This window comes from Prevotella sp. P5-92, assembly GCF_002251245.1.
Lineage (GTDB): Bacteria > Bacteroidota > Bacteroidia > Bacteroidales > Bacteroidaceae > Prevotella.
Genome location: NZ_NPJG01000042.1, coordinates 193,408 through 208,184, shown reverse-complemented (window position 1 = coordinate 208,184; position 14,777 = coordinate 193,408). Strand labels below are relative to the sequence as shown.

General features: G+C 46.8%; 7 protein-coding genes and 1 tRNA gene. 3 read left to right on the top strand and 5 right to left on the bottom strand.

All coding sequences use genetic code 11. The features are described 5' to 3' along the window. Positions 1-8: 8 nt before the first annotated feature. The 4 genes from CIK99_RS05065 to CIK99_RS05050 form a co-directional block, all read right to left on the bottom strand. A complete protein-coding gene (locus CIK99_RS05065) occupies positions 9-293 on the bottom strand; it encodes a hypothetical protein (RefSeq protein ID WP_144007904.1) in 285 nt (94 codons plus the stop codon). A gap of 395 nt (positions 294-688) precedes the next feature. Beyond that, a complete protein-coding gene (locus CIK99_RS05060; protein ID WP_094380413.1) occupies positions 689-2,173 on the bottom strand; it encodes a hypothetical protein in 1,485 nt (494 codons plus the stop codon). A gap of 36 nt (positions 2,174-2,209) precedes the next feature. Next, on the bottom strand, positions 2,210-4,021 hold the full coding sequence (locus CIK99_RS05055) for a RagB/SusD family nutrient uptake outer membrane protein (RefSeq protein ID WP_094380411.1): 1,812 nt from the start codon (positions 4,019-4,021) through the stop codon (positions 2,210-2,212). Between the two features lie 21 nt (positions 4,022-4,042). Further along, a complete protein-coding gene (locus CIK99_RS05050; protein WP_094380530.1) occupies positions 4,043-7,291 on the bottom strand; it encodes a TonB-dependent receptor in 3,249 nt (1,082 codons plus the stop codon). Positions 7,292-8,828: 1,537 nt separating this feature from the next. Between CIK99_RS05050 and CIK99_RS05045 the strand changes: the two genes are divergently transcribed. Continuing rightward, positions 8,829-9,902, top strand: a complete 1,074-nt coding sequence (locus CIK99_RS05045; protein ID WP_158215904.1) for a sensor histidine kinase KdpD — start codon at positions 8,829-8,831, stop codon at positions 9,900-9,902. Then, positions 9,899-11,800, top strand: a complete 1,902-nt coding sequence (locus tag CIK99_RS05040; protein ID WP_094380407.1) for a tetratricopeptide repeat-containing sensor histidine kinase — start codon at positions 9,899-9,901, stop codon at positions 11,798-11,800. Before CIK99_RS05045 ends, CIK99_RS05040 begins: the two co-directional genes overlap by 4 nt. Before the next feature lie 165 nt (positions 11,801-11,965). On the opposite strand, the gene CIK99_RS05035 is transcribed toward CIK99_RS05040, so the two are convergent. Continuing rightward, positions 11,966-12,039: transfer RNA gene (locus CIK99_RS05035), tRNA-Ile, on the bottom strand. A gap of 162 nt (positions 12,040-12,201) precedes the next feature. Here CIK99_RS05035 and CIK99_RS05030 point away from each other — a divergent pair. Then, a complete protein-coding gene (locus tag CIK99_RS05030; protein WP_094380405.1) occupies positions 12,202-14,769 on the top strand; it encodes a calcium-translocating P-type ATPase, PMCA-type in 2,568 nt (855 codons plus the stop codon). The last annotated feature ends 8 nt before the right edge of the window (positions 14,770-14,777 follow it).

Here is a 14,777-nt window from a genome sequence, read left to right as displayed (position 1 = left end):
CATAAGTATTATTTCAGAGCGTCATTTCTTGCAATATCGCCATTCAAATCCCATTCTGGCACAGTTCCTTTCAATGGAGCTGACAACTTGAGAATTTTCTGTAGTTCTGGTCTCAATTTATCAAAAGGTAACACTTTTGAGGTGTGCTTTTCAACCACGGTGTCATCTCTATCATATTTATCATCAAGACTAAGTATGAATGTTTCAACAATGCTTTTGACACTCACACTCCTTTTGGCAGCATAATTTGCAACATGCTGGTATATATCTGAATCTATCGTAATTGTATTCATATTATACATTTCTATAAAACACGCGGCAAATTTACGAATTATTTTTTTAACCACCAAACATTTTTCCTTTTTTATATTAATAATGTATCAAGCAATACACCTTTCATAGTTTTACCATTCGGTTATTCTATCCGTGAAACTCCTTGAACTGCGAAGTTCCTCAGCAATTTCTGTTGCCGATTTATTATTGTCCCATTCTTTGCTAAAGCATGTTCTTATTGCTTCTCTGCATCGGCGTCGGTGGCGGACATTGTTATTAGGTATGCCAAGTATGCATTGGGCACCACGCATACCTTTTATAGTCAGTAACCTCCAAATGTTTTACATGAAAAATCCCCGTATAGGAGTTTGAGGCTCTATACGGGGATTAATGTGTACTATTAACTAAATGTCAATTACTTCTTCTTGAATGCCCACCATGTGGCTTCACCCCAACCGCCTGTGCCAGGAGCTGCGTAGATGAGCTGCAGCTGATTGTCGGTAGCCTTAAGAATTTCGAATTCTGTAGGCTTGGTTCCACCACCATTAATCTGGAATGGGAAGAGGATTGAACCTGCGTCTGTTACGAGAGTTCCGTATGCCCATGTTGACTGTGAACCATCAATAGAAGCCTGGGTGCGCTTACCCATCTGCCAGTTCTTAATCTCGAACTTACCACTGCGGATTTCCTTGCCGGAACCATCGTAAGACTTAACGGTACCGGTCTTCCAGTCGAATGTCATGTAAGCGTCTGCACTTTCCTCGCCTGTAGCAACGCCAGTGTCAGAGTGCTGGAGCTGGCCAGTGAGCTCCTCAGGAGTAGCACCCCACCAGATACCGCTTGTCCAGTCTTCACCAGGAGCATATCCGAGGTTACCCCATACCCAACCATCATGGAGTTCTGTATCCCAAGTCCAAGCTTTAGTGCCAAAGTCGGTGAGAGCACACTCTGCGTCAGAAGAACTCTTGAATGCCCACCATGTGGCCTCGCCCCAACCGGCTGTGCCAGGAGCTGCATATATAAGCTGGAGATGGCTTGCATCAAGTTTGACAATTTCGAATTCTGTAGGCTTGGTTCCGCCACCATTAATCTGGAATGGGAAGAGAATTGCACCTTCTGTAGTCTTCAGAGTACCATAAGACCAGTTTGCAATAGAACCATCAATTGAAGGTACGTTCTTCTCGCCTGTGTAACCCTCTACAGAGTATTTACCGCTACGAATCTGGTTGCCACCGGCATCGTAGGTCTTTATGGTACCATCATCATAGAACTCCATATATGCACCAGCAGCCTCTTCGCCTGTAGCAACACCAGTATCTGAATGTTGCAACTGAGTCAGAAGACCTGCAGGGTCAGAACCCCACCAGATTCCACTAGTCCAATCCTCACCAGGAGCATAACCGAGGTTACCCCATACTGCACCATCTGCACGGAACTCAGTATCCCACTCCCAAACCTTAAATCCATAAGCGTCAGAAGCGAGGACACGCATTTCGGGTGTCAACTCCGATGGTACAAATACATTACATGTCTTTTCTGTAATAACCTTTGAACCGTCGAAGTTCATTGTTTCTACATAGAAAGTCTGTTCGTTGGGATTGCCACGCTTCGGAACAATCTTAAACTTGCCGTTGGCAACACCGGAAACGAGAACATTCTCTACTCCATCTGCATCCTTCTGATAGATGCGAACAACTCGTGACGGAGATGTCGTGAAGGTGAAGTAGTTTCCATCTTCTTTCTCCTGAGTGTAGGTTTCGTCATACTGTTTGAATGAGAAACCGTCAGAAAGCTGCTGCTCCGACAAGCTGCTGCTTGGCATGCTGATGTCGTCCTTTGAGGGGTCGCAAGCTGTGAGCAAGCCAACGGCAGCCATCATGAATATAATTGATTTTTTCATTGTTTTTCCAATTTTTAAATGGTTATACATTTGTTATTACCAGCCGCCGTATTCAGAGTCAGCAGCTGTCCAGCCCTCGTTCTGTACAACAGTACCGAGTGCCACCTGAGTGTCAGGCATCTTTTGGAATCCGGCAGTTGCCTTGTAACGTGTAGAGTAACCTCCGTTGTGGCTTGCTGCCTCGTTCTTTGCAGGCGAACCACAGTAGTAGATGTCCTGGCCTTCCTGCTTGTCAAGAGCTACAGAGGCAATGTGCCAACGGCGGATGTCATTCCAACGAATACCTTCGCAAGCAAACTCCCAACGACGCTCGTCCTGGAGAGCCTTGAGTGAATAGGCTGCGATTGGGTCAAGTCCGGCACGTGCGCGCACCTTGTTGATACCAGTCACGTCTTCCTTCAACTCCGACTGCATAAGCAGTACGTCAGCGAAGCGGATAAGAACCTGGTCGTGGATGTTGTCGAGCTGGAAGTTGTTACCATAACCACCCTGCTGACCGCCAGTCATACCATACATACATGTCTCGAAGCAGAATGCATATTCAGGAGCGGGGTTGCCGTCAGAACCAGGGATTGTACCATCGTTCTTGCATGCGATAGGCGACCACTTCTTTGCATAATAGTCGGTCTCCTGCACGAAGTCAGCCCAACCGCCACGTCCGTAGTTTGGCATTTCCTCAGTATCGTTAACGTCGCAGATGGTAGCCTTCAAACGAATGTCGTTAGGCTCGGCAACCTTCCAGTCTTTCACGAGGTTTGGAGCAACAGGACCAGCACCCCATCCCTGACCGAACGGGAATGTATTTTTTATGTCCTGACCGCCACGAACACCGAAGTGAAGAGCATAGCCGTTAGAGTATCCAATAGTGGTGTTCCAAGAAGCCTGCTTGTTAAACTTGATGGCGAACATAGACTCCGGGTTAATGCCATTGTCGTTTTCCACCCAAGCAAGTCCCTTACCAGAAACGTAAGGATAGTCGTTGATGGTCTTCTTGTTGGTGTAAGCCCAAAGGTTACGGAAGTCATCTACGAGAGAGTAGCCGGAATTGTTAACACAGTCGTCGATATATCCGATAACATCCTGCTTTGTCAGAGTAGTTCCGTCAGGAAGCTCTACTGATGTAAGAGGATTGTAGGTTGTGCTAACCATGTCAGCCACGGTAGTACCGTTGCAGTACATACCAGTGTAGAACAACCATGCACGTCCGAGCATAGCCTCTGCGGTGTATTTGTCAACATGTCCTACGCGAGATGAGTTGAGACTATTCTCTGCAGGCATTGATGACGCTGCATCACGGAGATCCTGGAGAATCTGTCCCCAGAGCACCTTTACGTCGCCCTGCTTGTTGTCGGCCTCGGCAGCATTTCTTACCAAAGGTACGTTGCCGTACATTGAGGCAAGTTCATAGTAATAATAGGCGCGGAGGAACTTAGCCTCACCGATGGCCTGGTTCTTAACGTCCTCAGACATGCCTTCTGAACCTTCGAGCACTTCGAGAAGAGTGTTGGCGCGTGAGATACCCTTGAAACGGTCGGCATAGAACTGGTTGGTCATGTCGGCGTTATAGTTCATGAGCAAGTCCTCAGCCTGCATCAGTTTGTCGTTGGTACCGCCACCACCAAGTTGGTCGTCAGAGGCCAGACAAGCATTGTAGAGGAACGACATCTGAGGATTGGCATGTATTTCGTTCAGGTTCTGATATACACCTGCAAGTACAGCCTCTGCGTCGGCATCAGTCTTAGGGAACTGGCTGGATGACATTTCACCAATGTTCTCCACATTGTCGATGTCGCAAGATGCAAGTCCCATTGTGCAAAGGGCTGTTGCTATATAAAATATCTTTTTCATTGTACGTTCAATTTTTAATAATTAGAATTTAACGTTTACACCTACCATGTATGTGCGTGGCTGTGGATAGTTACCTACGTCAACACCAGTTACCCAAGACTCAGAGGCGATAGACTTACCGTTTTCTGGATCCATACCCTTATAGCCTGTGATGGTGAAGAGGTTCTGTGCTGCCACGTAGAGGCGAAGCTGCTGGAATGGGCAATTTTTCCAAATGGTCTTGAAGTCGTAGCCCAAGGTGAGGTTCTGCAGACGGAAGTAGTCGGCATTCTCGATATATATGTCAGAGATTGACTGCCAGTTTACACCAGAGTTCATCTTGGCAAGCTGAGGATATCTGTTGCTTGTGCCCTCGCCATTCCAGTAAGAATATACTTCAGATGTGAAGTTCTCGTATTCACCGTCGGTGAACTTACGATAAGAACGAGCTACCTGCTGACCGAGTGCTGCGTAACCAGTCACGTTAATGTCGAAGCCCTTGTAGCTTGCACCGAGGGTGATACCCATTGTCACGTCTGGTGTAGGATTGCCGAGGTCGGTCTTGTCGTCGTCATTAACAACACCATCACCATTAACATCAACGAACTTCAGGTCGCCCACCTTAAGGCTTGAACCCTGGTGAGAGTTTGCGGGATCACCGTCCTTCAGAGTAGCTGTGTAAGCAGCGAGATCCTCTGCGTTCTGGATAACACCGTCGGTCTTGTAGCCCCAGAAGTAACCGATTGGGTGTCCTTCCTCGAAGCGTGCCATGTAGCCAGTGCCCTGTGCGAGCAGGTCGCTACCACCGTTGTTGTATTTCTGTGGAGAGTTAACCTCTGTTACCTCGTTCTTGTTGTATGCGATGTTATAACCGATGTTGTACTTGAAGTCCTTGCCAATCTGGTCCTGCCAGTTGAGGGCAACCTCGACACCGGTGTTCTCAACAGTACCGGCATTCTTCAGCTGAGAAGAGAAACCTGTTGTAGGTGATACAGGAACAGCCACGAGCAGGTCCTTGGTCTTCTTCTTATACCAATCGGCGTTGAAGCTCAGCTTGCCACCGAAGAAACGTGCGTCAATACCGATGTTCAGCTGCTCTGATGTCTCCCAAGTAAGGTCGGCATTAGCAAGACGTGAGAGAGAAGCACCACGTACAGGAGTGTCCTTGGTGTTGCCGAAAGAGTAGTTGCTGTATGCATCGTAAGCGAATGCTGCCTCATACTGGAATGCAGAGATGTTCTTGTTACCATTCTGTCCCCAACCGGCGCGCAGTTTCAAGAAGTCGAGAGTTCCGGCAAGAGATTCCATAAATTTCTCGTTGCTGATAACCCAACCGGCAGAGAATGAGGGGAAGTAACCCCAACGCTTGCCAGGAGCGAACATTGAAGAACCGTCGGCACGGATGATAGCGGAGAACATATACTTCTCGGCGAAGTCATAGTTCAGACGTCCGAAGTATGACATACCGCGTGAGTCGGTGCTTGGCAGACCAGATACAGTGGCTGATGTGTTGTTCTTCATCAGTGTCATGTAAGCATGGTCGAAGTCGGAAATGATAGCGCTTGTAGCAGTTGCGCTGAGTTGGAATCCGAAGTCAGGACGGCTCTCGCCATACTCGGTACCAACGAGCACGTCGAAGTGGTTGTCCTTGGCAATGTCGAACTTATAGTTCAGGGTATTTGTTGTTCCCCAGCTCCAACCTGTACCAATCTGGTTGGTGGCAGACTCGTTGGTGCGCTGGTCACCCTGGTCGTTGAGGTGATATGTTCCAAGGAAGTTACGCCATGACCATGTGTTCTGCTTGTAGCTCACCTGTCCACGATAGATAAGACCCTTGATAGGCTGGATTTCAACATAGCCCACAACATCGAGGTTGTGATTTACGCTCTTGTTGTTTGCACTCTGGTTCTTTACCAAAGATGCAAGCGGGTTGGTAGCGTAAGAGGTATAGTTGAAGAAACCTGAGCTCTTCAGGTCGTCATAACCGAAGAAATCGCCATCATTATTATAAATAGGTATAAGCGGGTTGGCACGGAGCATGGTAGAGAGCTGGTTGCTATACTGGCCACCATTGTCAAGACCCTGCTGCTGGCGGTGACCATAGTAGAGGTTCTCACCCACCTTGATTACATCCATACCCTTGGAGTTACGCAGGATAACGTGCTCAGAGTTCAGACGCAGTGTGAAGCGGCGGAAGTCAGACTTTGCATAGTCGCCACCGAATACACCATCCTGATACTGATAGCCAAGACCCATTGAGAACTTCGAGAGGTCGGAACCACCGGTAATGTTCAGAGAGTGGCTGGTAGTAACGGCGTTCTTGTTGCGCAGAGCCTCAACCCAGTTGGTACCGGGGTTAGCTCCACTCTGATAGTCGGCGAGGAGCTGCTCGTTGCCCTGGAAATAGTCTGCCCAGTTATAAGGAGTCTCACCAGAGTTGTACTTGGCGAGGTCCATCACCTTCATATATTCTCCAGCGGTAAGCATCTGCGGCAGGCGATAGATGTTTGACCATCCCATATAACCGTCGTAAGAAACCTGTACCTTACCAGCCTTACCCTGCTTTGTGGTAACGAGGATAACACCGTTGGCAGCAGCCGAACCGTAGATGGCACAAGAGGCGGCATCCTTCAGCACGTCGATACGCTCGATGTCGGCAGGGTTGATATTGTTGATGTCACCACCCGACACACCGTCAATAACGTAAAGAGGTGCTGTGTTGCCGTTGGTACCGGCACCACGGATGGTAACCTTGAATCCGTCACCTGGCTGACCAGATGAGGCCTGAATATTCACACCAGGAGTCTGGCTCTGCAATGCGCCGAGAGCCTGGGTTGTGTTAAGTTTCTGAATGTTCTCGCCCTTCACTTCCACTGTGGCACCAGTGACGAGCTTCTTCTTCTGCACACCGTAACCTACAACCACCACTTCCTCGAGTTCCTGGCTGTTGCTTACGAGTTTCACTGTCACGACGCCGCTCTGTGGCACTACCACTTCCTGAGTCTTATAACCGATATAGGTGATTATAAGAGTCTGGCCTGGCTTGGCATTGATTGAGAAGTTACCGTCGAAATCGGTAAGCGTTCCGTTACTTGCGCCGGCACCCTTTACCATGACCGTGGCTCCTATTACCGGACCCATGTCGTCACTTACGGTACCCTGCACTTTCTTTGTCTGCTGGATGGCTGCCAACGGTGAGTTGGCGGCGTCGGCATAGGCCTGTGTCGGAACAGCTCCGAGCACCGAGCATACGCCCATCAGCATCACTGATTTCTTAAAATTCAAATCCATACTTGAAGTACTTTTTTCTTTGAGGTTTTTAATTCGGTTAGCCGGGGGTTGGCCGGCAAACATGAGGAAAATCTCTTTATTAGGTTTTCTTCTATAATTAAATAAGGTGTGACCCCGACATGGAGTCAACGGTAGCTGTCTTCCTGACTACAGGACAGACTGCCAGATGCTATTTCCTGCTATGTACTGTTTTTTGTCATATTGTTAGCTAATTTTATTTATTGTTATTAGTTGTATCTTACGTTTTAACACTTTTAAGTATTTTCGTTCGCTTTGACTTTGCAAAGATATAGCTTTTTCTGCAAAACAAGTAATATTATTTTGTTTTTTTTCAATACTATTTTGCGAAAAACGTGATATTTTGATGCTAAACTTGATGATTAATGATATTTTGATGTAAAATGCTAAAAATGTGTAATTTTTACACTTTTAGAAATACGATTGTATCAATTCCTTAATACGGCTTTAATTTTCGAGAAAATTTTGTAAAGATAAACGAACGCTAAGACCAAGTTTTGTCAGATATTATTACGCACACGACAAACACGTTCGTCACTATACACACGTATAAATGTTTAGTTTATCTGTCATCTGTCACCTTTAGCTTGTATATTTCTAATATACAGGGGTTTAACCTGGTGACAGATAGGTGACAGATGTTCTTGTCTGTCACCCGATAGCACATGGAAGATTCTTCGGTAGTTGTCGAGACATTATCCCTTAGGTTGTAGGCGATTAATAGATGGTTAGTGTCACGACTGTTCCATAGTTAGTGTCACGGTCGTTCCATAGTTATGGAACAGTCGTGTCACTAACTGTGGTACAGTTGTTCCAAAGGCTGTCGTTAGATACTGCAAAGGCGCAACCTTTTTCCCTGAAAGAAGGCGTTTTTGTGTTTTTAACAACCGAAATTGTCACTTATGGCGAAGATTTAGGGCGTTTTGAATAAAAAAGCCATGTTTTTTGGGCAAGTATTTAATGCTTTTTGCCACTTTTAGATGCGGCCTTAGCCCCTTTTTCAGAACGTCTGTCACCAGTAGGAAATGTTAACTAATTAATAACCAAGAGAGTAACTATTACGGGTGACAGTGACAGATGTTTTTAAACTTTTATTTTTTTCGCTATTTACTTGAATAGTAGTCAAAGGCAAATGAAATTCTATATTAATAATACAAGTTTCCCCATTTCCCCTCTCCCGCGACCAAAATATTGCTCCCACGCGTGGAATTTATTTTTTCCTCGCGTGGTAGCAAAACGCCACCCTGCCGCCACCCCTTCCTCTTATGGCCTTTGAGAGTGGAAGCAGTGTGTGGGGAGAAGGTAACTACTCAGCACTTTGTAAACAAAGGATTTTGAGGCAAGATTATCAGGGGTGTTGAGTAGTTACTTATCGTTTCTGTTTAGTTAATTTATTATAAATATGGAGCTATAGTGAGAGTAATATAGAAGAAAATATGTATTTTTGCCGTGTGAAAAGATCAGAAGACGATTTTTAATCAACATAAACAAGAGATAATAACAAACAATGCAAGAGAGAATGCCAAGAATATTGAGTAAAACTATACTTCTTTGTCTTATCATTACACTCTTCCCGATATCCTCCACACTAACTGCAAAAAACGTAGAGGAAGGATACATAAACCCAAAGGAAGAATGTGACAAGTATCGCAAAGAGATTTCATCTGTTGACTCGGCAAGCGTACAGAGTTATATCGCCAGAGTGAACAAAGAGCGTGCAGCCAACCTGGTGGCACAGCAGACCCTACGCAACAACCGACAGCGAAACATGCTGATAACATATATCGTGATGGGAGGACTGCTCGTCATTGGACTGCTCGTTGCAGGACTGATAATGCTGAGGAAATACAACCGGCGACTGATGGAATCAAAAGAAAAGCTCAACCATGCACGACAAATGGTAGAGAACTCCTTAAGACTGAAAAACCTCTTCCTCTCAAACATGAGCCACGAGATACGCACTCCACTCAATGCCCTCGCCGGATTCACAGCTTTCCTCGCCGACGAAAGTCTCGACGAAGAGAGCAGAAAGCAGTTTGAATCCATCATACAACAAAACTCTGACTTGCTGATGAAACTAATACACGACGTGGTGGACTTTTCCATACAGCAAGACGGGGAGATGCAGTTCAGACTGGAAGAGCACGATGCTGTGGACACCTGCCGCAACGTGGTAAAGACCGTAGATAAGGTGAAACAAACCAAGGCCGCCATCATCTTCGAGTCGCAACTCGAAACGCTTCCTATCGTCACCGACGAGGCACGACTGCAACAGCTGCTCATCAACCTTCTGGTGAATGCAAACAAATTCACCACCGAAGGCTCCATAACGCTGTCGCTGGAGACAAAAGACGACATGGCTCTCTTTGCCGTCACCGATACAGGATGCGGAATAGCAGCCGACAAACGGGAATCGGTATTCACCCGCTTCGAGAAACTGGACGAAAATGCACAAGGCACAGGCCTCGGACTATCCATATGCCGCTTTATCATAGAACGGTTAGGCGGAAAGATATGGGTTGACCCTGAATACAACAACGGCGCACGCTTCTGCTTCACTCATCCACTAAACAAAAAGGAGGCAAAATCATGAGACGACACATCTTGACACTTGTATTGTGCTTTATCTCCTCTCTATGCACCTACGCGCAAGAGCCTGAAAAAATCAAGGTTGACAGCATGAGGAAAGAAGCTAAAGCCATGCCACACGGAGAGGAAAGGCTACAGAAACTCAGCGACATAGTATCAGTATCACAGCTGATGCCCGATGGCATAAAAGACGCATACCTGATGCTCGAAGAGGCTGAATATCTCAAGAACGACACAAGCCAGGCTAACGCCCTCACCTTTATTGTCAACCACCACTACATGTATGACGATACGGTGGACAGCGTGGTATTCTGGGCAGACCGAGGCATGAAAGTGGCAAAGAAATGCCACAGCTGGAGGATGTATTTCGAAATGCAATACACACTCATCAACACTTATATATACAAAGGGAGATATGAATATGCTCTCGACGAGTCGAAAAAGATGATCGACGAAGCCTCAAGACTGAAAAACTTCTCTGGAATAACAAAAGCCTACGTGGCACAAGCTCAGATATACATCGGCACCTACCGATGGCACGAGGCTGATGATGTGCTGAAAAAAGCATTGAAAACCATGTATAAGGAAGACGATCTGCAGATACAGTTCACCGTTCTAATGCATCTGCTCGACTATAGTATCTCGGTACATAAATTCGAACGAATGGGAAAGGCACTGAAAGAGATAGACGTCGTCATGGAAAAGATGTTGAAGATGGCACCAGGAATGGACATCACTCTCAACGACCACCGCTTATTCATGGAATACTGCCATTTACTCTACTGTTCATATAAACATGACTTCGAAAAGGCGGAATACCACGAACAAAGAGGTATGGACTTTTACAAGCGACTCACCTACCCTCCTTACAAGCCGCTCTATCTCTACGCCTTGTGCTTCAACCGCATAGAGCGCGGACAGCTCGACGAAGCCATGGCCATCAACGACAAAGCCTTGAAACTGAGCAACGAGCTTAACGTAAGATCTTTAAACAAGCTGTTTTGCCTGTCGATGCGGGCTGACATACATTACAAACGACACCAATACGACAAGGCGCTCGCCATATACAAACAGATGAAGCATACCAACGACTCTATCAGTACCGACATGTCGAACGAACAGATAGAGGAGCTGAAAGAAATGAGCCGAATAAACAATCTCAAGGCTGAAGAGGAAATCCTGAAAGGACAAAATGTGATGGTCGCCATGGTGTTAATGTTTATCGTGATGATAGTGCTTATCGGCATTGTGGCAAAGGTCAGCGTCACCTTCCACCATCTGAAAAAGACAGAAAAGAAAACTGCCGACGCCCTTAACGAGGCAAATATCAACAACCTACAGAAAGAACAGTTCTTCAACACCATGAGCAAAGCCATACGCACACCGCTACAGGAAGTGATGGACAAGACAAAAGAGATGATGAACAACACATCCCTCTCCTCAGAACAACGCTCAGCCATGGCTATCACCATACAAAATCTTACAGACCGCCTGATGTTTCTCGTCACAGGCGTGCTCGACCTCTCGCGTCTCGAAGCGGGAATGACCAAATGGCAGATAGCAAACCATGACTTCATCGCCATCTGTCGAGACGCAATAGCCAAAGCGTCGATAAAATGGCCCAAAGCCCACTATTCTCTCGACACGACAATGGAGACATACAACGCTGACATCGATGCTCCAAGGATGCAGCACGTGATAGAGAGCATGCTCGTTGGCACCATCGAGCTACAGCACTTCGACGGCAACGTCACTGTTGTAGTAAGAAAAAAAGGTGAACAACTTTATGTCAACGTCGAAGGCAGTCCACTCGACGTCCAAGAGCAGAACGAAATAACTCAACTGCGCAAGGACGTCAACCGCCTGACATTAGACTATTTCCATTTCTGCCACGAAGACTGACACTCCAACCGCATGCAGCCCAAACCCAACCGGCTCATTGGCCATTACACAGCAGAGTCAATCATTTATGCCCAAAGATGGGGGAGAAGACGATATGCAGAATAAGGAAATAACATAATAAAAAGAAGCACTCGCGAGCAATCGCAAGTGCTTCCTTCTTGAAGGTGGGCCATCTAGGGCTTGAACCTAGGACCTCCAGATTATGAGTCTGTTGCTCTAACCAACTGAGCTAAAAGCCCGATGAAAAACAGGTTGAATACTGATTTCGGGTGCAAAGGTACGATGTTTTTGTGAGAAATCCAAATATTTTTTGCAAAAAAGACTAAAAAAAATGAATATACAGACTTTTCACCTTATTTATTAGTAATTTTGCAGTCGAAAACAATAAACAGAGCATATAAGTGGAAAAAGCAAACAATTTTAGAGGACTCACCGACAAAGAGGTAGTGAAAAGCAGAGAGGAATACGGAGAGAACGTTCTTACCCCGCCCAAGAAGACCTCGCTGTGGAGGTTGTACCTCGACAAATACAACGACCCGATAATAAAGATACTTCTCGTGGCTGCCGCAATATCGCTTGGATTGGCTGCCATAGAAAACGATTTCGTGGAGACTATCGGCATCTTCCTTGCCATATTCTTTGCAACTACTGTGGGATTCTACTTCGAGCGTGATGCCGCAAAGCGATTTGATGAGCTTACCGCCCTGGGCGACGACCAACCTGTAAAGGTGTGGAGAAACGGAAGAGTGGTGGAAATCGCACAGCGCAATGTGGTCGTGGGAGACGTGATTGTCATTGGCGTGGGCGATGAGATTCCGGCAGACGGCAGGCTACTCGAAGCTACTGAACTCCAGATAGATGAGTCGGCACTGACCGGAGAACCTATCATTTCTAAAAATGTAAAAGAAATGAATGACGGCGCCACATATCCTTCAAACGTGGTGCTGAGATCGACTATGGTGATGAACGGAAATGGACGCTTCCGTGTAACTGCCGTGGGCGACGCCACAGAGATTGGCAAGGTGGCGACAAAGTCGATGGAGATAACGCAGATAAAAACTCCGCTCAACATGCAGCTCGACAAACTTGCCAAGATGATAAGCAAGATTGGCTCAGCCGTCTCGATATTGGCTTTCGTCGGGTTCCTCGGACACGACATCATGACAAACCCATTATGGAGCACCAATGACTGGATCAGAATGGCTGAAGTGGTGCTGAAATATTTCATGATGGCCGTCACGCTAATCGTGATGGCTGTACCTGAAGGACTGCCGATGGCTGTGACATTAGCACTCGCCTTAAACATGAGGAGAATGCTTAAGTCCAACAACCTCGTACGCAAGCTTCATGCCTGCGAAACAATGGGAGCTGTCACCGTGATATGCACCGACAAAACAGGTACACTGACACAAAACAAGATGCAGGTTGCCGAGATTAAGGAATGGGGAGACAGAAGTCTGCTCGAAATAGCCATGGCCGTGAACTCAACAGCAGAACTCGACGGAGCGAAGACCATTGGCAACCCTACAGAAGCCGCATTGTTGCTATGGCTGAAGGCTAACGGCACTGACTATTCGCTACTAAGGCAACAGACTCCGATACTTTGGCAACAGCCTTTCTCTACGGAGAACAAATATATGGCTACCATAGCTGAAACAAAAGAAGGACAATACCTAATGGTAAAAGGTGCACCAGAGATTGTGATGGCACACTGTGATATTGACCATGAAGAGCTGCTCAACATACAGCGCCAAACCCTCGAATATCAAAACAAGGCAATGCGTACGCTTGCCTTTGCATACAAGAAGGTTGAGTGTGGCAAAAACGGATACAGCCTCGAAGCAGGAGACAGAAGCCTCACCATACAAGCAGTGGCAGCCATCAGCGACCCACTGAGAGAGGAAGTGCCCATGGCGGTAAGACAATGCTGCAGAGCTGGCATAGACGTGAAAATAGTCACTGGAGACACATCAGCCACTGCCATTGAGATAGCACGCCAAATCGGCGTATGGCACGACATGATCCCCGACGGTGCACAAATCACCGGTCCTGACTTTGCCGCCCTCTCTGACGAGGAGGCATACAATAGGGTTGAAGCCCTAAAAGTAATGAGCCGCGCCAGACCAACCGACAAGCAGCGACTCGTAAATATGTTGCAAAAACACGGGGAAGTGGTAGCCGTGACAGGTGACGGCACCAATGACGCTCCTGCCCTTAATCATGCCCACGTCGGACTATCGCTCGGTTCAGGCACCAGTGTGGCAAAGAACGCAAGCGACATGACACTTATCGACGACTCGTTCACAAGCATCGTCAAAGCAGTACAATGGGGACGCTCTCTATATAAGAACATTCAGCGCTTTATCTTCTTCCAACTCGTTGTCAACGTGACAGCGTTATTGCTTGTGTTAGGCGGCTCGTTCATAGGCACAGAACTGCCACTTACCATTACACAAATGTTATGGGTGAACCTTATTATGGACACTTTTGCCGCCATGGCTCTCTCATCGCTACCTCCCGAAAGCGAGGTGATGAAAGACAAGCCAAGAAAACAGACCGACTTTATCATCAACCGAGGTATGGCATTCGGCATCTTCGGTGTAGGACTACTGTTCTTCGCGTTGATGTTTGGTCTTCTGTGGTATTTTGAACGTATTGCCGGTGTGTCAGCCAAAGAGTTGACAATATTCTTCACCATCTTCGTAATGTTGCAATGGTGGAACCTTTTCAATGCAAAGACACTCGGTTCGAGCCACTCAGCTTTCCGAGGATTCCTCTCTGACAAAGGCCTTATTACGGTGTTGGCGATGATTCTCGCGGGACAATGGATCATAGTAGAGTTTGGAGGAAAGATGTTCAGAACCGTACCTCTTAGCTTCGAAGACTGGACATACATTATTGCAGGTACGTCTGTAGTGATGATTGCAGGAGAGCTGATACGCGGAATAAGACGCTTGGCTAAAAGATAAGAAGACGA